Genomic DNA, 20,753 nt, shown 5'->3' on the forward strand with positions numbered 1-20,753 from the left:
CGCGCGTGTGGCGGCCATGCGTCAGCGGTTTTGCGCGGTGCTGGGCCGCTCGAAAGCTCCCGCGCGCGTGGCGGCCAGGGCGACGGCCGCCGACTGATCGGCCAGGGCGGCGTCGATGGGCTCCCGGGTGACGAAGAGCCGCAGCATGAGTGGCGCCGACACGGCCCGGACGAGCGCCGCGGCATCGGTATCCGCAGACGCCTCACCTCGCGCCACCGCACGCGCGACCACGGCCTCGCAGCGCGTGAACCGTTCGGCGTAGAAGGCGCGCAGGGCATCGGCCGCGCGCGGGGACTGGAACGCGGCGGCGATGAACGCGGTCGGCGCGGCGGCCTTCGCCGGGTCGTCGAACGCGTCCACGACCTCGTGCGCGAGCGCGCGCAGGTCACCCTCCAGCGTGCCGGTGTCCGGCGGCGTCCAGGCGTCCTCGCCCGCCATGTCCAGGGCGTCGGCCACGAGCCCCTCCAGGCCGCCCCAGCGCCGGTAGAGCGTCGTCTTGTGGACGCCGGAGTGCTCGGCCACGTACTCGATGGTGAGGCCGGGATAGCCATGGTCGCCCAGGCCGCTCAGCACCGCGTCGCGCACGGCCGCGCGGGTACGGGCGGTGCGTCCGCCGGGGCGGCTGGTGCCTGGGGCGGGGCGCGGGTTCGCGGGGGGTGCGGGCGCGGTGACGTCCGGGCCGACGGCGTCTGTGCCGGTCCCCCCCGGCTGGGGAGCAGGGGCGTCTGCCGGGGTCCGGCCCGCGTGCCGTCCTGCGCGTGGCGGGCGCGCGGCGCCTCGGCTTTCCTGCCCGGTGGCTGAGTCGGCTCGACCGACCTCGCCGGACCGCCCGGACTTGTTCGTGCGGTCGGCCTCGCGGCCCTGAACTGCGGGAACGCCCTCGTCCGTCATCGCTCTCCCCCTACTCGGCTCCACGGATGCACATCCAATCACTACTCCTGTTGCATTAGCGAGTCGGCCGTGCCACACTCATCGTAATGCGACAAGGGTTGCGTTTGCTTGTCGGCGGGTGGATGCAAGGTGTGCGAAAGCGGGGGTGCTTATGCCTACTCAGATCTCGATGCGTGGCGTGACCAAGGCCAGGGGTGACCGGCTGCTGTTCGACGATGTCTCCTTCACCGTGCGCCCCGGGGAGCGCGTGGGGGTCGTCGGGGAGAACGGCGCGGGCAAGTCCACCCTCCTGCACCTCCTCGCGGGGCGCACGCGTCCCGACGACGGCGAGGTGGTGACAGTCGCCGAGGGAGGCGCCGGGCTTCTGACGCAGACGCCCCAGCTGCCCGCCGACCACAGCGTCGCCGACGCGATCGACGCCGCTCTGGCCGACCTGCGCTCCGTGGAGCGGCGCCTGCGCGACCTCGAAGCGGACCTCGCAGCGGCATCCGACACGGCCCTCGAGGAGTACGGCGACCTGCTCACCACCTTCGAACTGCGCGGTGGCTATGAGGCCGACGCACGTGTCGACAAGGCGATGCACGGGCTCGGGCTCGCCCACATCGACCGCGACCGTCCTCTGAGCAGCCTCTCCGGTGGTGAGCAGGCGAGGCTCGGCCTGGCCTGCTTGATCGCGGCGGCCCCCGAGGTGATGTTCCTGGACGAGCCCACCAACCACCTCGACGAAGGCGCCCTTGACTGGTTGGAGACAGCCCTGCTCGCGCACCGAGGCACGGTCGTCGCGGTCTCGCACGACCGCACGTTCCTGGAGCGCGTCGCCACCGCGATCCTCGAAGTGGACGAGGCCCGCCACGCCGTCGTGCGCTATGGGGACGGCTATCGAGGCCTGCTCGCCGAGCGCGCGGCCGCCCGGCAGCGCTGGGAGCAGGCGTACGCCGAGTGGTGCGAGGAAGCACGGCGCCTCGAAGAGTTCACGGCGACCACGGCACACGCCGTGGGCGGCGGCCGCGCCATGAAGGACAACAACAAAATGGCGTACGACCGGGCCGGAGGCCGGGTACAAGCATCTGTCGCGGGCCGCGTCCGCAACGCCCAGGAGCGGCTCCGGCGTCTGCGCGAGCACCCCGTGCCCAAGCCGCCGGAGCCCTTGCGGTTCACCGCGCGTCCCACGGCCGGAGCGGTCGAAGGGCCTCTGGTGACGCTGCGGGACGTGCGCGTCGGAAACCGCCTCCACGTGCCGCAGCTCACGATCCCCGCAGGCGAGCGCCTGCTCATCCACGGGGGCAACGGCGCGGGGAAATCCACGCTCCTGCGCACCATGGCAGGCGTACTCGAACCGGACGAGGGCACGGTCGTCCGCCGAGGCCGCGTCGGCTACCTCGCGCAGGAGATCCCGGTACGCCGCCCCGCCGAGCGCGTGCTCGAGACGTTCGGCAGAGGCCTGCCGCTCACCGAGGAGGAGCAAGCCGAACTGCTGCTCTCCTACGGCCTGTTCCGGTCCCGCGACCTCCACGTCCCTGTGGGATCGCTCTCCGCCGGACAGCGCCGCAGGCTCGCCCTCGCGCGGCTGCTCGCCCGCCCCGCCGACCTCCTCCTGCTCGACGAACCGGCCAACCATCTGGCCCTCACCCTGGTCGAAGAGCTGGAGCAGGCCCTCGACCAGTGGACCGGCGCCCTCGTGGTCGTCTCGCACGACCGCCTCCTCCGACGTCGTTTCACCGGCCGAATACGCCGGATGGAGTCCGGCCGGCTACCCGGCTGACCCATGCCAGGGGCGACCGATCTAGGGTCGACCCATGGCAAGACCGCGGCGCATCGTCCTCGTCCGGCACGGCGAGTCGGCAGGAAACGCCGACGACACCGTGTACGAGCGCGAGCCTGACCACGCGCTCGCCCTGACCGACACGGGGTGGAGCCAGGCGGAGGAGACCGGGAAGGGACTACGGGAGCTCTTCGGCCAGGAGCGGGTCAGCGTGTACGTCTCGCCGTACCGCCGCACCCACGAGACCTTCCGGGCCTTCCACCTCGAGCCACAGCAGGTGCGCGTACGGGAGGAGCCCCGGCTCCGGGAGCAGGACTGGGGAAACTGGCAGGACCGCGACGACGTCCGGCTGCAGAAGGCCTACCGCGACGCCTACGGCCACTTCTTCTACCGCTTCGCCCAAGGAGAGTCGGGAGCCGATGTCTACGACCGGGTCGGATCCTTCCTGGAGAGCCTCTACCGCAGCTTCGAAGCCCCCGACCATCCGCCGAACGTCCTGCTCGTCACCCACGGGCTGACCATGCGCCTGTTCTGCATGCGCTGGTTCCACTGGACGGTGGCCGACTTCGAATCGCTGTCCAACCCGGGCAACGGCGAGACACGGATGCTGCTGCTCGGAGGGAACGGCAAGTACACACTCGACCGACCGTTCGAGCGCTGGCGTGAGCCGGAGCCGTACGGCATCACCGGATAGAGTGACAAGGCGATGACCGCTGACCTCTCTCCCGACCGGCGCCTTGACCGCGCTCTGGCGAGTCTGCGCGGCCTGGCCGTGGGGGACGCGCTGGGCTCCCAGTTCTTCACGCCCGCGCACTACCCCCTGCTCAAGCGGCGCCAGCTGCCGGACGGCCCCTGGCTCTGGACCGACGACACCGAGATGGCGTGCTCCGTGCTGGCCGTCCTCGCCACGCACGGCCGCATCGACCAGGACGCGCTGGCCCGCTCCTTCGCCGAGCACCAGGACGTCGACCGGGGGTACGGCCCGGCCGTCAACCGCCTCCTCGACCAGGTCCGGAGCGGCGGGGACTGGCGTGAGCTGGCCTCCGCCCTGTTCAAGGGACAGGGCTCCTGGGGCAACGGCGCGTCCATGCGGATCGCGCCGCTCGGTGCCTGGTACGCCACCGACCCGGAGCAGGCCACGCACCAGGCGGAGATCTCGGCCTACACGACCCACCAGCACCGGGAGGCCGTCGTCGGGGCCATGGCGGTCGCCGCCGCGGCAGCGCTGGCGGCCGCTCCGGAGGGGCCGCCGACCTCCAAGGCGCTCCTCGACGGCGTCATCGCCCTGGTGCCCCGCAGCGCCGTCGGCGCAGGCCTTCGACGAGCCCGGGACATGCTCGACTACGACGACGCCGGGACGGTCGCCGCCGTCCTCGGCTGCGGGCGCCGGACGACCGCTCATGACACGGTGCCCTTCGCCCTGTGGTCGGCGGCCCGTGCGCTGGACGACTACGAGCGGGCGTTCTGGGCCACCGTGGCCGTGGGCGGCGACATGGACACCACCTGTGCCATCGTCGGTGGAGTCGTGGCAGCCGCCGGTGGGCAGCCGCCGGCGCTGTGGCTTGAGCGGACAGAGGCGCTGCCCGAGTGGGTGCCGACCAAGGCCGAGTGACCGAGGCCGCGCGCGAGGCCGGGGTGGGATGGTGGCCAGGCCTGGAAGGTTCCCTGGCCAGGGCCGTGGGGCGCCGTGTGGCCATCCGTGCGGCTGAGCCGGGTGCAGGGCCCGGCGCGTGACTGCTCCGCCAGTGGAACAGGTGGTTCCTGCGTTGGGCCCGGCCGACCCGGGTCGGCCCGGGCCGTCCGCCTGGCCGTAGCGGAGGGCCCGGTACTTGCGGATGGCTTCAGCCCTCGGAGGGGCCCGCCGCGCTCGCCGTACCCGCGAGCGCGTCCAGGTCGCTCTTGCGTACCCGGATGACCACCAAGGCGGTCACGAGCGCGAGCACGGCCATGGCGACGGCCGGAAGGAAGGCCGTCGAGATGCCCTTGGACAGCACCTCGTGGCCCCACGGCGCCGGAAGCTCGCCGGACTTGGCGAAGGCGGCCTTCTGCTCCGGTGAGGCCTTCGCGAGGAAGTCCGGGATCTGCTCCTTGGCCTCGTCCCTGCTCGCCGTACCGAAGACCGTGGTCAGGATGGAGAGGCCGAGCGAACCGCCCACCTGCTGGGTCGCGTTGAGCAGGCCCGACGCGGCACCCGCCTCGTGCACGGCGACTCCGGAGACCGCTGTCAGCGTCAGTGTCACGAAGTTCAGCCCCATGCCGAAGCCGAACAGCAGCATCGGGCCGAGCACCCCACTGAGGTACGAACTGTCCGGGGTGATGAACGTCTGCCAGCCGAGCCCCAGCGCGACGATCGACGAGCCGGTCACCATGAAGGGCTTGGGTCCGAGCACCGGCAGCAACCGCTGCGAGAGCCCCGCGCCGATCACGATCGCGACCGTGACGGGCAAGAAGGCCAGGCCCGCCTCGATGGGTGTGTAGTCCAGGACGTTCTGGACGAAGAGCACGATGAAAAAGAACATGCCGAACATCGCCGCGGCCAGACTCAGCATGATCACGTAGGTGCCCGACCGGTTGCGGTCGGCGAACATCCTGAGCGGAGTGATCGGTTCCTTGGCGCGGCTCTCGATGAGGACGAACGCGAGGAGCAGAACGACCGCTGCCCCGAACGAGCCGAGCGTGAGGCCGTCGCGCCAGCCGTCCTCGGAGGCCCTGATGAAGCCGTAGACCAAGGAGGCCATGCCGGCGGTGGAGGTCAGGGCGCCGACGAAGTCGAAGCGGCCCGGGTGGCGCTCGGACTCGCTGATGTAGAGGGGGGTCAGGAAGGCGATCAGAACGCCGATGGGGACGTTCACGAACAGCACCCAGCGCCAGTCGAGCCACTCGGTGAGCATGCCGCCCGCCAGCAGTCCGATGGCGCCGCCACCCGCGGAGACGGCGGCGAAGACACCGAACGCGCGGTTCCGCGCCGGGCCTTCGGGGAACGTCGTCGTGATCAGCGCGAGGGAGGTGGGCGACGCGATCGCGCCACCGACGCCTTGCAGGGCGCGTGCCGCAAGGAGCTGCCACGGCTCCTGGGCGAATCCGCCGAGGAGCGAGGCGAGCGTGAACAGCAGGATGCCTGCCATGAAGACCCTGCGGCGACCGAGGATGTCACCGGCGCGACCGCCGAGCAGCAGTAGGCCGCCGAACGTGAGGGTGTACGCACTGACGACCCAGGTGAGGTCCGTCGTCGAGAACTCCAGCGCGTCCTGGATGTGCGGAAGCGCGATGTTCACAATCGTCGCGTCCAGGACCACCATGAGTTGGCAGGCGGCGATGATGGTGAGGGCGACGCCGGGATGCCCCTCCCGGCGGGCGGCCCCGGGCTTTTGATCTTGCCTTAACTGAGAGGTTGTCACGATGAGACCCCCGCAAGTGGGTTAGTGAACGCATCCGTTCACTGCCGCGACCCACGGTAGTGAACCCCGGAGAGTGAACGCAACCGTTCACTGGGGACTGCCTCGAATCTCAATGGAGAGTTGTAGATGCCTACTTCGCGTTGGAAGACCGCTTCCGCTCAGGTGGTCTCCTCGCGCCGCCGGGGGCCTGTGCTGGAGCGCGCGATTCTCGATTCCGCGCTGGAGCAGCTCAGTACGGTCGGCTGGAACGGCCTCACGATGGAAGGCGTGGCCGCGGGCGCCCAGACGGGCAAGGCCGCGGTGTACCGCCGCTGGCCGTCCAAGGAGGACCTCGTCATCCACGCCCTGCAAGCCGGACTGCCCAAGCTCGACGAGGTGCCGGACTGCGGCAGCGTTCGGGAAGACCTGTTGCAGCTGTGCCGCCAGATGCGCGCGACCATGACCTCACGCCCCGGTTACGCCTTGCTTGCGGTCCTTCACGAGTGTGACACGGCAACCGCAGAGCGCTTCCATGGCGTGATCGTCGAGGGTGTGATCGAGCCAAGTGTGGAACTCATCCGGCAGGTCATGCGGCGTGGAATCGAGCGCGGAGAGGTCCGTTCCGGAGCGACGGACAAGAGTGTCTGCGATGTGGTTCCGGCGATGATGATGTACCGATCAAAGGTGTGCGGGAGCGAATGGCCCGATGAGGAATTCACGGAGCTCATCGACCAGGTCATGATCCCGTTGCTCCGCCCGTAGGGCTCCCCGTGAGCGGCGCCAGCGCCCCGCGCCGCGGCAGCGGCGAAGCGCGCCGAGGCCGCAGCGAAGCGCGCCGGGGTCGTTCCGTAAGGCGCGAAGAATGCGGAATGCGACCGCCCGGAAAGGGCGGCCGTACGGCACCTCGCACGGTGGGACGCCGGCACCCCCGCACGGTATGACGCGAGTGCTCGCGCACGGTGTGGCGCGAACCGGCCGGAGGTACGGCAGACCGGGGTGTCGCGAGTGGTCATCGGCGGCGTACGCTGTCAGGCGCCATGCCGTACGAAGCACCCACCCACACCGTCGAGCGCTCCCTGCGCGCCACCACCGGAGCGAAGATCGTCGCCGGTGTCGACGAGGTCGGACGCGGAGCGTGGGCGGGCCCGGTCACCGTCTGTGCGGCGGTCACGGGACTGCGCAGGCCACCCGCGGGGCTCACCGACTCCAAGTTGATCAGCCCCAAGCGGCGGGCCGAACTCGCTCAGGAACTGACGGGCTGGGTCACCGCACACGCTCTGGGGCATTCCTCGCCCGAGGAGATCGACGACCTGGGCATGACGGCAGCGCTGCGGCTCGCCGCGGTCCGCGCCCTCGAAGCCCTGCCGGTCCGACCGGACGCGGTCATTCTCGACGGGAAGCACGACTACCTCGGGACTCCGTGGCGGGTCCGTACGGTCATCAAGGGCGACCAGTCCTGCGTGGCCGTCGCGGCGGCGTCGGTGATCGCCAAGGTTCAGCGCGACAAAATGATGGCCGAACTGGGCATCGAACATGCAGACTTCGGTTTTGCGGCCAACGCCGGGTATCCGTCGCCGGTCCACAAGGCCGCGCTGGCGGAACGGGGACCCACCCCGTACCACCGGCTTTCGTGGGCGTATCTTGATGCGCTGCCCCAGTGGCGGCACCTCAAGAAAGCCCGCAGCTGGGCGGAGGGAAACGTTCCGGAAATCCAGGGCCAGCTCGGCTTTGACTTCTGATGTTTTCCGCAGTTCCGGTCGCACTCATGTGCCACCCGCCGACGCGTGTCGCATCGGCGTTTGATAGACAACAACGCATGCCTCTCATTCCCGAGGAGCCTCAGATTCACGAGAGTGCCCAGGGTCCCCGCGCCGCTTCGGCCAACAGCCGCACCGCGCCGACCCCCCGCCCCGTACCCGGTCCGCGTCCCGCGGCTCCGTCGCGTCCCGGCCGCCCCGGCCCCGCGCGGCCGATGCCGCCCGCGCAGCGCGCGACGCGCGAGCCGGCCGTCAAGCCAGGGCCGCAGGCCCCGGCCGTCAAGCCGGAGCCCGTCGCTCCGGCTGTCCCCGAAGCCTCGGCCGACGGCGCCGCGGCTCCGCAGATCCAGCTGATCCCGGCCTCCGCCGACGGCGCCCTCGACGCCGCCGAGGAAGCCGTCGACCTGCTGCTGGACTCGGGTCGCGCCCCCGGTGAGGTCCTGGTGGTCACCACCGGCGAGCCCCACCCGTGGGCCGCGCACGAGCTGTCCTTCGGCGAGGACGCCTACTGGGCCCAGCACGACGCGGGTGACGACGTCTTCTACGCCGATGCCGCCGCCCTGTCCCGCGCTGCGGCCCGCCCCGCGGTCGTCGTCGCGCTGAACGGCGGCAGCGAGGAGAGCGCGGTCGCGGCCCTGCCCGTGGCGCTCAGCCGGACCGGCGCCCTGCTGATCGTCTGTGGTGACCCGCAGCGCATCAACGCCATGCTGGGCGCGAGCGCCTGACGCTCCCGCCCGGCACGCGAGCCGGTGCGCGCGCCGCGGCCCGGGGCCGCCCCAGTCAGGGGCGCCGGGCCGCGCTCGCCCGTGCCCTCCTGGCGGTGTACTGACGCGTACCGACCTCAGGGCCGCGCGACATGGCACTGGAGGCAGGGCATGGTGCGCCAGGACATGGTGTGCGGCTGACTTGCCCAGGGCAGGGCATCGTCGTGCCGCCACGCGCCCGCAGGGCCTATCGCCCTGTGCGTCCCGGGCCCGCCGCGCTGCGCGTCCCCGCGTCTATCGAGCTGCCACGCGCCGTGACATCTCGGACGCCGCTCCTCCGGTCCGCAGCTGACGCGGATCGCCGGCCGCGGTGCCGCCAGCTCCGGCGGCATCCGGGGTACCGGGGGCACCGGCGAGATTCTCAGGCGGCGACTCGGCGCTCGGCCTACGCCCGCCGCGGCCCTCGCCGAGGACCTGCCAACCCTCCCGGGTCAGCGTGATGTACGCCCCGCACCGCAGGCCGTGCAGCGTACAGGCGTCCCGCAGCCCCCACATCCACGCGCCGTCCTCCTGCGTCCAACGCCCCTCTCCGTCACGGCAGTAGAGCAGCACGGCGGTGCGCACCGGGGTGCGGCGGCGCAAGTCGTGGGGGATGACTCGGCGCAACTGGGCGAGCAGCGCGTTACGGAACACCCACCCGTCCACCGCGCTCGCCCGGCGAGCGAACGAGGCGGAAGCTCTGACCCGCTCCTCCGGATCGAGCACGGCCACGATCGCGGTGGCCGGGGTGGGCCGGTGCCGGGCGTGCAGTCCGCTCACGACCTCGCGCGGATTCCGGAGCAGGGGGATCTCGGCGGCTGACCACTCTGACGGCTCGAGCAGCCGGGTCGGTTGCTGACCGGCGTCGATCATCGCGGCAGTGGCCGGGGCGTCCGATGCCGACGCCGCATCGGACGGAGCGAATCCGAAGGTCACGGTCCTCCCTTCGGCTACGCGCCCCTAAGGAGGGCGGGGTCGGACTGGGGGAGCGCACCGCGACACAGCCCTACCGGACCACAGGGAGTCACGCGGGAGCGGTACCAATTCTTCCCGTCGCACTGGCTTGCGGCAACGAGCAATTGAAGCCGCCTGACCAGTATCCGCTAATACGTCTTGCATATCCCTGCCCAGCGCCCCGCACGGTAATGCGGACGTCACCCCTGCACAGCCAGGACCAGCGGCAACACCCCCTTCGCCCCTGCCCGTCGGAGCATCCGCGCGGACACCGCGAGCGTCCAGCCCGTCTCTGTCGCGTCGTCCACGAGGAGGACGGGGCCGTCCGCCTCCTGGAGCGCCGCGGCCAGTGCGGGCGGTACGACCAGGGAGCCGTCCAGGGCGCGTAGTCGCTGGGCGCTGTTGCTCCTCGGCACGCGTACCTCCGCGGCCTCGTCGGCGTACTCCAGCGAACCGATCAGCGGAAGGCGGCCGACCTCCGCGATCCGTGCCCCGAGCGATTGGATCAGTCGCGGTTTCGAGCGGGAGGGCATCGTCACCACGCCCACCGGCCGGGCCCCGGCGTCGGGGGCGCCCGACGCCCAGCCGCCCGGGCCCTTGGCCCAGTCGGCCAGGACGTCCACCACGGCCTTGGCGACGTCGTCCGGCACCGGACCGTCCTGGGCCTGCGGGGCGAGCATCGGCCGGAGGCGGTTGCCCCAGCCGATGTCCGACAGACGTCCCAGGGCTCGGCCCGGAGAGGCCTGTTCACCAGCGGGGATGCGGCCCTTGAGGGTCATGCCCACGGCCGCGAGCCCGGTGGGCCACATCTTGCGGGGCTCGACCTCCACGCCGGGCCGGGCCAGCTCGCCGCGTGCCGAATCCAGGGCCGTGGAAGAGACGGCTTCGTCGAAGCGGCCCCCCGCGCAGTTGTCACAGCGGCCGCACGGCGCGGCCTCCTCGTCGTCCAGCTGGCGGCGCAGGAACTCCATGCGACAGGACGTCGTCGTGGCGTACTCGCGCATGGCCTGCTGCTCGGCCTGCCGCTGCTTCGCGACCCAGGCGTAGCGCTCGGTGTCGTACGTCCAAGGCGTACCCGTGGCGATCCAGCCGCCCTGCACCCGTCGGACCGCGCCGTCGACGTCGAGGACCTTGAGCATCGTCTCCAAGCGTGATCTGCGCAGCTCGACCAGCGGCTCCAAGGCGGGCAGCGACAGTGGGCGGTCGGCTTGCGCGAGGACATCCAGGGTGCGGCGCACCTGCTCCTCGGGCGGGAAGGCCAGGGAAGCGAAGTAGTTCCAGATCGCCGTGTCCTCCTGGCCGGGCAGGAGGAGCACCTCAGCGTGGTCGACACCGCGTCCCGCGCGCCCCGCCTGCTGGTAGTAGGCGATTGGCGAGGAGGGGGAGCCGAGATGGATGACGAAGCCCAGGTCGGGCTTGTCGAAGCCCATCCCGAGCGCGGAGGTGGCGACCAGGGCCTTCACGCGGTTGGCGAGGAGGTCCTCCTCCGCCTGCTGCCGCTCCGCGTTCTCCGTCTTGCCGGTGTACGAGGTGACGACGTGGCCGCGCTGACGGAGGTAGGCGGTGACCTCCTCGGCGGCGGCGACCGTGAGGGTATAGATGATCCCGGAGCCCGGCAGGTCGTCGAGGTGGTCCGCGAGCCAGGCCAGACGGTGCGCCGCGTTCGGCAGTTGGAGCACGCCGAGGCTCAGGCTCTCCCGGTCGAGCGGTCCTCTCAGGACGAGGGCGTCGGAGCCGCCGCCGGTGCCGAGCTGGTCGGCGACGTCCGCGGTCACGCGCGCGTTGGCCGTCGCTGTCGTGGCCAGGACCGGGACGCCGGGCGGGAGGTCGGCCAGCATGGTGCGCAGCCGGCGGTAGTCGGGTCGGAAGTCGTGGCCCCAGTCGGAGATGCAGTGGGCCTCGTCGACGACCAGCAGGCCGGTCGCCGCGGCGAGCTTGGGCAGGACCTGGTCGCGGAACTCCGGGTTGTTGAGCCGCTCCGGGCTCACGAGCAGCACGTCGACATCGCCCGCGGCGACCTCGGCCTGGATGGTCTCCCACTCCTCGGTGTTCGACGAGTTGATCGTGCGGGCGCGGATGCCTGCCCGTGCCGCCGACTCGACCTGGTTCCGCATGAGCGCGAGCAGGGGAGAGACGATCACGGTCGGACCGCTGCCGCGCTCCCGCAGCAGCGCGGTCGCGACGAAGTACACCGCCGACTTGCCCCAGCCGGTGCGCTGCACGACGAGCGCGCGGCGCTTGTCCGCGACCAGTGCCTCGATGGCTCTCCACTGGTCCTCGCGCAGACGCGGGCCGTCCGAGGGCCGTGTCCCGTCGGACGCGGGGGAGGGGCCGCCGACGAGGCGGGCGAGGACGGCGTCGGCTGCCGTGCGCAGGTCTTCGTTGCTCATGCCCCCATGCAACCCGATGGGTCCGACATCCGGCGAACGAGGCCGCCAGACTGTGGATAACTCTTGGCGTGGCCCTGCTCAGGGTTATCCACAGGCATAACCGGAGGAATGTATTCCGGTGCAGAGTCGGCACATGACGAATCACAGCGAACCAGCCGACCCGATCGACGGATCAACCGACGCGATCGACGGACCAACGGACGCGATCGACGGATCAACGGACGCGATCGACGAGTCGGCCGACCTGATCGACGAGACCGTCGTCACCCTCCGCACCCCCGCCGAACTGGCCGACGCCTTGCCGTACTTGCTCGGCTTCCAGCCCGAGAACAGTGTCGTCCTCGTCGCCCTGCACGGACCGCGAGGCCGCTTCGGCGGACGGGTGCGCCTCGGGATCCCGGAACGCCCCGAGGACTGGCCGCCCGTCGCCGAGCAACTGGCCCAGTGCCTCGTGAGCGGATGCGAGCGGCGCGAGGCCAAGCCGGACGGAGTCGTCGCCTTCCTCTGCCAGGAGCCGGAAGCGTTCGCGGGGGACGCTTCCGGCCACCAGGTCATGGAGCGCCTCAGGCCGCTGGCCCAGGCACTCCGGACGGAGTGCGGCGACCTCGACGTCCCCGTCCTCGAAGTCGTGTGCATCTCGGACGGCCGCTTCTGGACGTACTGCTGCCCGGACCAGCGCTGCTGTCCTGCCGAAGGCACCCCCTTGCTCCCGGCGGGCACCTCGGTGATGGCTGCCGCCACCGTGTACGCGGGCTTCCAGATCGGTCCCGCGCAGGGCCGCATCCGGGCTCGGCTCGCCCCCTGGCGGACCGCCGCCGCGAGCGATCAGGCACGCGTGTTGCATGACACGGCCTGCGCATTCGTCCCCAGGCTCCTCGACGAGGGCGGCCACGCCGAAGTCGCCGCCGAAACCCTCGATCTGGCCCGCCGCGTCATGGGGCGACTGGCCGCCGCGCCTCCCATCGCCGACACGCTCGAAGCCGATGTCTACGACGACGAGCTGATCGGCCACGGCGAGGCCGCCACATTGATCCTCGGCCTCCAGGACCGCACGACCCGCGATCGCGCGGCCGAATGGATGGAGGGAGACGAAGCCGCCCCGGCCCTCAGGCTCTGGCGCGCCCTGGCCCGGCGCTGCGTCCGGGAGTACCGAGAACACGCCGCCGCGCCCCTGACCCTCGCAGGCTGGGTGGCCTGGTCCCTCGGCGACCTCGCTGAGGGACAGGAAGCGCTCACCATGGCCTTGACCGCCGACCCGCACTACGCCTTCGCCCTGCTCCTCCACCCGGCGTGCAGCGCGGACGACGACCCCGAGCCGATCCGCCGCATTCTGCGCGGCGAGCGCTCGCAGCGGGACGCGGCGGCACAGGGCCGGAGCCCGGCCCGGCCCGGCGTTCGGGAGCACGCCGGAGCAGCCGCGACGGTTGGCGGAGCCGAGAGTGCTGAGCCCAACGGATCCGGGAGGGCTGAGGTGAACGCAGTCAGGAACCCTGAGGCACACCAGGCAACGGACGCCGTGGCCGAAGGAGACAAGAGCGCTGGAGCGGATGCCCCCGAGCCGACGAGCAATCACGAGGAGATCGGCAACGTAGTGAACATCGGAAGTGTCGAGAAGACCGGTAAGACCGAGAAGGGCGAGAAGAGCGAGAAGGGCGAGAAGAGCAAGAGCGGGAAGAACAAGAAGGCCGAGAAGGCTGACAGGACCGATGGACAGGAGACCCCCGGGACGCCAGAAGCCACGTCGTCCGGCAGCTCACCGGATCTCCCGGATCTCCCAGACGGCCCGGACAGCCCGGACACCCTCGATCCAGCAGGGGCCGGCCTGGGCGTGAGGGCGACTCCCCGCGGGCGCCGGCGCCCACCCCGCACTGCCGGGTCAGGCCCCCGGCCCGTCGGCGGCGCGGGGACTGGGCCGAGGAACCGGCGGGACACGATCCGACGAGGCGCAAGGCACGACCGGTGATCACATCGACGGCCGGGCCTCGCCGGAAGCGCTCGGTCCTGGCGCGTGCGGTGCGGGTCGCCAGGGGAGCGCACCGCCGGATGGGCGGCTTCCTGGAACACATGCGTGACTTGGGGCGGCCCCGTGCCGTTCACCTGAGTGGCGGTATTCGCGTCCTGGTCGTGACGCTGTTCCGTGACCGAGTCTCCGTAGCGCAGAGAACGCAGAAGTGGCTACCCCATGTCCGTTCCCGCCTCGTCTCCTGTCTCCCCCCGGCCCGAGAGAAGCGACAGCCCCGAGCCGCACGCCTTCCGGGCGCCCGCTCCGGCTCCCAGGCGCCCACCCAGTGGCCACGCGGCCGGACCCGGGCCACGACGCCTGGCCGCGCTGCCGCCCGTGCACGACGCGCTGGTCTGTGTCGCTCTCCCCGCCCTCGCCGTCTCCACGGACCAGGGCCAGCTGAACGGGCGGGGACTGGAAGGGTTCTACCGCGCCGGCCGTCGTATGCTGTCCCGCTGCCAGGTACGCGTGGCCGGGCGCGAGCCGATCGCGGTGCAGGCGCGGATGCTCTCGGCGGACAGCGCCCGCTTCGTGGCGGCCCTCCTCCCGTCGGCGGACGGAGGGCCGGACCCGGACGTCGTAGTGGAGCGGACCCGACACGCCGATGGCACCGAGCGGATCACGCTGCACAGCTCGGCCAGCCGCCCCCTGAGGCTGCCGGTCGAGGTGTCGCTGGGCACGGACCTGGCGGAGCTCGGCGCGGTCGCGTCCGGCCGGGCCGGGCCCGAACTGCCCGCCAGCGTCCACGACTCAGGCATGCGCTGGTCCTCCGGAGAGGGCCACTGCGTGGTCACGGCCGTCCCGGCACCCAAGGACTCGCTGGCCTCCGCGGGGCTGCTGCGCTGGGAGGTGCACCTGCCACCGGGAGGCAGCCAGAGCGTGGAGCTGCGCGTACGGCCGCACGGTGCGGGCCCTATGAGGCCGGTTGGGCACGGAGTGACCAGCCCACTGTCCTCGGCCCATGCGACAGGGGACGACCCCACGGTCCAGCGCCTGCTGGACACGTCGGTGGCGGACCTCAGAGCCCTGCTGCTGCGCGACCCGGCCCACCCCGCGGACCTCTACGTGGCCGCCGGAGCCCCGTGGCGGTGCGGCCTCGCGCCCGCCGAGGCCCTCACGGCCGCGAGGATGGTGCTGCCGCTCGGCACCCGGCTCGCGGAGAGTACGCTGCGTGCGCTCGCCCGCGACCAGCTCACCCGCTCGGGGCCGTGCGCGGGCATGATCCCGGGGCCGATGCGAGATACCGGCCCTTACTTGCCACCCGGGTGCACGGGGGTGGAGGCCACCCTGCTGTTCCCTGCCCTTCTCGCCGAGGCGTGGCGGTGGGGGATGCCGGAGGCCGACGTGACGGAGCTGCTGCTCCCCGCGGAGCGCTGCCTGCGCTGGCTCCTCGAAGGCGCCGCGGACGGGGAATTCGTGCGGGACACCCACCCGGGCTCCCCGTCCTCCTCCTCCGGGCCGGTGCGCTGCGAGATCCAAGCGCACGCGCACCGGGCGGCGCTGCTGGGAGCGGACCTGCTCGACGCACTCAGGGGCACGGGGGGCGCGGAGCTGCGGCAGTGGGCGGAGCGGTTGCGGAACCGGTTCCGGGGAGCGTTCTGGGTGGAGGACCGGACGGGCGGCAGGCCTGCTGTGGCCCTCGACGCCAGTGGCAGGCCCGTGCCGCATCTCACCGGCGGCGCGGCCCACCTCCTGGACACGGGACTCCTCGGATCCGGCGAGGTCGCCCCCGGCCTGCTCGACAAGGTACAGACCGAGCAGGTCGCGCGACTGCTGGGCGGGCCTGCCATGGACTCGGGCTGGGGCCTGCGCAGCCTGGGCTCGAAGGAGCCGGCGTACAACCCCTTCGGGCACCGTGGAGGAGCGGTCCGGGTCCACGAGACGGCCACAGCTGTCATGGGCCTGGCGGCGGCCGGCTACGAGAAGGAAGCCGGTGCGCTGCTGCGAGGAGTGCTGGACGCCGCTGCCGCCTTCGGCTTCCGGCTGCCGGAGATGTACGGCGGCGAGCAGCGGATGGCCGGGAGCGTGCCGCTTCCCCACCCCGCGGCCTGCCGCCCGGCAGCCGTCAGTGCCGCGGCCGGGGTGCAGCTCCTGACCGTGCTGGCCGGGATCCGCCCGGACGCTCCGGCGGGCACGGTGACACTCCGGCCGGTCCGCAGCGCGCCCTTGGGAGAGCTGGGCCTGACGGCGCTGCGCGTGTCGGGCGCCCCCTTCTCCGTGCGGGTCAGCAGGCTCGGCCTCGCCCTGGTGGAGGAGGCAGCCGACGGGCTGCAGTTGGGGGTGTGAGATTGCTGAGTGACGGGGTCATGGATGCGGCGGCCCGGGCGGGAGGCTCTCAGGGAGCGGGGCCGGAAGCAGATGGCGTAGGAGGTGTTTATCGTCAGGCAGACGACTATGATCGCGGCATGTCGCCCTACGACCCGTCGGCCTTCCCGCCCTTCGCTGTCACCGTCGATCTGGTCGTGCTGACCGTGCGCCGCCACGCCCTGTGCGCCCTGGCCGTGCGCCGTGGTGAGCCGCCGTTCCAGGGGCGTTGGGCGCTGCCGGGGGGCTTCGTGCGGGCGGACGAGGACCTCTCGGGTGCCGCGGCGCGCGAGCTGGTGGAGGAGACAGGGCTCTGCGCCCACGACCCGGACAGTCCGGTTCAGGCCAATGGTGCGCACCTCGAGCAGTTGGCTACGTACGGCGACCCGAAACGTGATCCGCGGATGCGTGTGGTCAGCGTCGCTCACCTCGCGCTCGCGCCCGACCTGCCGGCGCCCCGGCCCGGCGGTGACGCGCACAGCGCGCGCTGGGCCCCGGTCGAAGCCCTCCTCCACCAGGGCGGGTACGGCAGGGAGGGGGAGCAGGCCGCGCCCCTGGCTTTCGACCATGCGCAGATCCTGTCGGATGGGGTGGAGCGCGCCCGTTCGAAGATCGAATACTCCTCGTTGGCCACGGCTTTCTGTCCACCGGAGTTCACGGTCGGCGAACTGCGACGCGTGTACGAAGCGGTGTGGGGCGTCGCCCTCGATCCACGCAACTTCCACCGGAAGGTGACGGGCACGCCTGGATTCCTCGTGCCCACAGGGGGGACGACGACGCGCCAGGGCGGCCGCCCGGCCCAGCTCTTCCGGGCGGGAGGCGCAACGCTCCTCAACCCCCCGATGTTGAGGCCCGACGTCTGATTTGGCCCGGCCTCGACAGCTGCCCGCTGTCCGGCTCGGTGCGTCGCTGCTCACGGCAGGGCCGGGTGACACCCGCAGGCCATGCCCTGAGCGAAAAGCCGGAAATGTCGCGTTATCTTGCTGCGGTACCCAAGGGGTTCGTCCGTCCCCGACCCGACGGACTCGCCCCGGCCGCGAGCGGTCGCACATCCTGCGAGAGAAGCGATGATCCAGGCCATCGGACTGACCAGCACCCCCCGCAAGGACCTCCCGCCCGCCGTCGACGACGTCTCCTTCCAAGCGAGCACAGGCAGCGTCACCGCGCTTCTGAGCCCCTCGGGCGGAGGTAAGACAACAACTCTCAGGCTGATGCTCGAACTTCAACAGGGGCGCGGCATCACCTACTTCAGAGGGCGACCCCTCCACCGCGTCCCGCACCCCTCGCGTGAGGTGGGCGTCCTGCTCGGTGATGTGCCCGGTCATCCGGCACGCACGGTGAGAGGCCACCTGCGCATGCTGTGTGCCGCGGTGGGCGCGCCTGCCACACGCGCCGACGACGTACTCGAAGTGGTGGGGCTCGTGAGCCTGCGCGAGCAGCGCCTCGGCACGCTCTCCCGCGGGATGGACCGCCGCCTCGGACTGGCCTGCGCGCTCCTCGCGGATCCGCACGCGCTCGTACTGGACGAGCCCACTGACAGCCTTTCCGTCCGAGAGAGCGACTGGCTGCACGGCATCCTGCGGGCGCACGCCACGCGGGGCGGCACCGTCCTGTTCACCACGGGCGATGCCAAGGAGGCCGCCCGGACTGCCGACCGGGTCGTCACGCTGGATGCGGGGAGGCTCGCCGCCGATCAGGATGCGGCGGAGTTCGCCCGCACGCGGCTCAGGCCACGGGTCGCCGTGCGCAGCCCGCATGCTGCGCGTCTCGCCGCCTTGCTGGCCAAGGAGGCTCGTTCGCTGCGCCGGTCCGTCGAGGTGGTGCAGGAGGACGGCAGCCGCTTGTCGGTGTACGGGAGCACGTGTGGGGAGGTGGGGGAGACCGCGTTCCGCCACGGCATCCTCGTGCATCAACTCGCTGATGAAGTCGGGGAGGCGGGGCCCTCGTCCATCGGCACGCGGGGGCGGGCGCCGGTGGAGCAGGGGCGCGGGTCGGCGCGCGAGGCTGACGCGGGCGCGCAAGGAGGCTTTGCGGCGCGGGAGGAATCCGCGTGCTCCGCCCCCGTCTCCGGCGAGCCGCGAGAGTCGCTCAGGGAAGCCGCCTCCACGCCCTCCTATGGCAGGGCGTCCGCGTACGGCATGGCACCCGCGTGCGACAACGCGACCGAGCGCCCGCCCGCCGTCGGCGGCGCTACCCCGGCGACAGGCACAGACGCCACCACCGCCCCGAGTACGGGGAACCCACCACAGTCCCAGCTGTCTCCCTTGCCCCCTCCCATCGCCATCCGTGCCGCACCGAGCCCCCTTCGGCCGTTGCACTACGAGGTGCGCCGCGCTGCCGGTGTCGGCACCGGATATCTCACGGTGTCCGCGGTCATCGCCTTGTCCGCGGTCCTGTGCCTGTTCCTTGCGCGGACCGGGCACACGCCGCAGCCGTACCTGCTCGCCGCCTGGCCCGGCGAACTTCCCCTGCCGCCCGCCGCCCTGGGGGCCGGGCTGCTCGGCGCGCTCGCCTTCGGTGAGGAGTTCCGCCATCCCGCCCTCGCCGCGGATCGCGGTACGGTGCCCCGGCGCCTGGGGCTCCTCGGTGCGAAGCTCGCTGTCGCCGCCGCCACCGCGCTGCTGCTGGCCGGGCTCACTGTGGGGTGCGACGCCGTGCTGCTCCACCTGGTATACGGAGGCGAGCTCACAGAAGTTCCCCCGGACTGGCTTTCGGCGACCGTCAGTTGGATTTCCTTGATGATCGGCTGTGCGTGGGCCGGCGTGCTGGCCGCCGGAGTCTTCCGGTCCACCACCGCCGGGCTCGCCGCGGTGCTCGCCGTGCCGATCGTCGTCGTACCACTCGTACAGAAGGCGTTGGACGGGCCGTCCGTTCGATCGGCCGCTGGATTTCCGGGTCGGCTGCGTGAGCTGATGCTGGTGGAGTGGCCGTTCGGCGCCGAGCGGTACGTCGTGGCAGGGCTGCGGGTAGTGGCTCAACCCGTAGGCAGCGCACTGGCGTTGTCGCTCGTCGCGCTGCTCGGGGCGTACCTGCTGACGGCGGTGCGCGGGCAGGCGCGCTGACGGCCCACGTCGCCCTCGAGGCGCACACCAGGCGACCTGGCTACCGAGGGCTTTCCGGAGCCCGTGAACGGGCTTCTGGCGGGCGTCTGCCGCGTTTCGGGCCCGCGTTGCGCGCAAGTCTTCGCGGGGCAGCGACTTCTTTCCGATAAGGCGTCAATTGCAGCGAGGTAAGCGATCACCCTTTCGTGTGCTTTTCACCAAAGACCTCAAGGGACTTGGGGGCCAGGCCGACAACTGAATCCGTGAGTACCCTTGCGCACACCATGATGACCACCGCCCGCTCCGCAGACACCGGCCTCGCCGGCCCGGGCGAACTCGACCGCTACCCCTACGCCGAGGCCCACGGCGCCGACCGCGTGGTCGCGCCCGCCTGGGAGAGCGCCGACCAGGACCTGGCCCGTGTGGGCCGCCGGGCAGCCGGAAACCGCGGCCGCGGACTGCACGGCCAACTGGTCCAGCAACTGGGCCAGATGATCGTCTCCGGAGACCTGGGCGCCGACCGGCCCCTCGTCCCGGAGGAGATCGGTCAGCGGTTCGAGGTCTCCCGCACCGTCGTCCGCGAATCCCTGCGCGTCCTGGAGGCCAAGGGCCTCGTCAGCGCCCGCCCCAACGTCGGCACGCGCGTGCGCCCGGTCAGCGACTGGAACCTGCTCGACCCGGACATCATCGAGTGGCGGGCGTTCGGCCCGCAGCGCGACGACCAGCGCCGCGAGCTCAGCGAACTCCGCTGGACGATCGAGCCCCTCGCGGCCCGGCTCGCCGCCGGGCACGGCCGGGAAGAGATCCAGCAGCGCCTCGCCGACATGGTCGAGATCATGCGGCACGCGCTCGGTCAGGGCGACTCGATCACCTTCGCCCGCGCCGACGCCGAGTTCCACTCGCTGCTCATCCAGGTCGCGGGCAACCGCATGCTGGAGCACCTGTCCGGCATCGTCTCGGCGGCCCTCCAGGTCTCCGGCGGCCCCGTCACCGGCTGTGACCGCCCCACCGAGGCCTCGCTGGCCCACCACGCCCGGATCGTCGACGCCCTCGCCTCGGGCGACGGAGCCGCCGCCGAGGCTGCCATGCGCCAGCTCCTGACCGTCCACCCGGAGGTGGAGCGGGTCGTACCCGCTCCCCGGGAGCACTGACCGCGCGCCCGCCACGGCACCGCCGTCGTGCGCGCCGCGCAGCATCGTTTCGCTGCTTGCCCTTCCGTTGACCGCTCCCGTGTCGCCGGACTCCCGGGGCCCTGCCAGGGGCCGGGGGCCCGGTGACACGGGCGCAGCAGGCGCGGAGCCGCAAGGCGAGCGCTCGTCCCGCTGGGGGACGCGTGAGCCGAGCATGAGGAAACGTGTCGGCAGCCCTGAAGAAGCGGGCGTAGTCAAGGGGTAAGGGTGAGAGGTGAGGGGCAGATGGTTGAAGGTGTGACCAGTCTCCGCCGGATGCTCGTCGACTCTGACCATATCTGGACGTTTTTGGACCCATACGGGGTGTGACTCGGGCCACGTAGATTGGGCGTAACGCTCCTA

Annotated in this window: 15 protein-coding genes; 11 read left to right on the top strand and 4 right to left on the bottom strand. The window is 71.8% G+C overall.

The window, feature by feature from the left end:
• Positions 1-21 precede the first annotated feature (21 nt).
• Positions 22-585, bottom strand: a complete 564-nt coding sequence (locus tag AC07GB_RS22420; RefSeq protein WP_478848062.1) for a TetR/AcrR family transcriptional regulator — start codon at positions 583-585, stop codon at positions 22-24.
• Positions 586-1,042: 457 nt separating this feature from the next.
• Here AC07GB_RS22420 and abc-f point away from each other — a divergent pair, with 457 nt between their 5' ends.
• From abc-f to AC07GB_RS22435, 3 genes are read left to right on the top strand one after another with little or no spacing between them, the layout of a single operon-like run.
• The gene (gene abc-f / locus AC07GB_RS22425; protein WP_478848064.1) at positions 1,043-2,653 is read left to right on the top strand and encodes a ribosomal protection-like ABC-F family protein; all 1,611 of its coding nucleotides are present in this window, start codon (positions 1,043-1,045) and stop codon (positions 2,651-2,653) included.
• Between the two features lie 34 nt (positions 2,654-2,687).
• Positions 2,688-3,347, top strand: a complete 660-nt coding sequence (locus tag AC07GB_RS22430) for a histidine phosphatase family protein (protein ID WP_478848067.1) — start codon at positions 2,688-2,690, stop codon at positions 3,345-3,347.
• 12 nt (positions 3,348-3,359) lie between these two features.
• Positions 3,360-4,265 (top strand): ADP-ribosylglycohydrolase family protein, encoded by a 906-nt coding sequence (locus AC07GB_RS22435; protein ID WP_478848069.1) that lies wholly within the window; start codon positions 3,360-3,362, stop codon positions 4,263-4,265.
• Positions 4,266-4,494: 229 nt separating this feature from the next.
• Here AC07GB_RS22435 and AC07GB_RS22440 read toward each other — a convergent pair whose 3' ends face one another.
• Positions 4,495-6,051 (bottom strand): MFS transporter, encoded by a 1,557-nt coding sequence (locus AC07GB_RS22440; RefSeq protein ID WP_478848071.1) that lies wholly within the window; start codon positions 6,049-6,051, stop codon positions 4,495-4,497.
• A 126-nt stretch (positions 6,052-6,177) separates the two neighbouring features.
• On the opposite strand from AC07GB_RS22440, the gene AC07GB_RS22445 reads away from it, so the two are divergent.
• The 3 genes from AC07GB_RS22445 (at position 6,178) to AC07GB_RS22455 (ending at position 8,512) form a co-directional block, all read left to right on the top strand.
• Positions 6,178-6,792 (top strand): TetR/AcrR family transcriptional regulator, encoded by a 615-nt coding sequence (locus AC07GB_RS22445; RefSeq protein WP_478848073.1) that lies wholly within the window; start codon positions 6,178-6,180, stop codon positions 6,790-6,792.
• Positions 6,793-7,067: 275 nt separating this feature from the next.
• Entirely contained in the window at positions 7,068-7,769 is a 702-nt protein-coding gene (locus tag AC07GB_RS22450; protein WP_478848075.1) for a ribonuclease HII, read from the top strand.
• A gap of 77 nt (positions 7,770-7,846) precedes the next feature.
• Positions 7,847-8,512 carry a hypothetical protein gene (locus tag AC07GB_RS22455; protein ID WP_478848077.1) on the top strand — a complete coding sequence of 222 codons (666 nt, stop codon included), beginning with the start codon at positions 7,847-7,849 and terminating at the stop codon, positions 8,510-8,512.
• 273 nt (positions 8,513-8,785) lie between these two features.
• Here the strand turns inward: AC07GB_RS22455 and AC07GB_RS22460 are convergent, their stop codons facing one another.
• Complete coding sequence (locus AC07GB_RS22460; protein WP_478848079.1) at positions 8,786-9,466, bottom strand: hypothetical protein; 681 nt, start codon at positions 9,464-9,466, stop codon at positions 8,786-8,788.
• Positions 9,467-9,684: 218 nt separating this feature from the next.
• A complete protein-coding gene (locus tag AC07GB_RS22465) occupies positions 9,685-11,874 on the bottom strand; it encodes a RecQ family ATP-dependent DNA helicase (protein ID WP_478848081.1) in 2,190 nt (729 codons plus the stop codon).
• Between the two features lie 133 nt (positions 11,875-12,007).
• On the opposite strand from AC07GB_RS22465, the gene AC07GB_RS22470 reads away from it, so the two are divergent.
• The 5 genes from AC07GB_RS22470 (at position 12,008) to AC07GB_RS22490 (ending at position 20,372) form a co-directional block, all read left to right on the top strand.
• On the top strand, positions 12,008-13,837 hold the full coding sequence (locus AC07GB_RS22470) for a DUF4192 domain-containing protein (protein ID WP_478848083.1): 1,830 nt from the start codon (positions 12,008-12,010) through the stop codon (positions 13,835-13,837).
• A gap of 366 nt (positions 13,838-14,203) precedes the next feature.
• Complete coding sequence (locus AC07GB_RS22475) at positions 14,204-16,162, top strand: glycogen debranching N-terminal domain-containing protein (protein WP_478848213.1); 1,959 nt, start codon at positions 14,204-14,206, stop codon at positions 16,160-16,162.
• 119 nt (positions 16,163-16,281) lie between these two features.
• Positions 16,282-17,043: an NUDIX hydrolase gene (locus AC07GB_RS22480; RefSeq protein WP_138962209.1), complete on the top strand. Its 762-nt coding sequence runs from the start codon at positions 16,282-16,284 to the stop codon at positions 17,041-17,043.
• Between the two features lie 204 nt (positions 17,044-17,247).
• Positions 17,248-19,242, top strand: coding sequence for an ABC transporter ATP-binding protein (locus AC07GB_RS22485; RefSeq protein WP_478848085.1), 1,995 nt, complete (start codon positions 17,248-17,250; stop codon positions 19,240-19,242).
• 242 nt (positions 19,243-19,484) lie between these two features.
• Positions 19,485-20,372, top strand: a complete 888-nt coding sequence (locus tag AC07GB_RS22490) for a FadR/GntR family transcriptional regulator (protein WP_478848087.1) — start codon at positions 19,485-19,487, stop codon at positions 20,370-20,372.
• Positions 20,373-20,753: the final 381 nt, after the last annotated feature.

It is taken from the genome of Streptomyces sp. NPDC045778 (genome assembly GCF_056431945.1).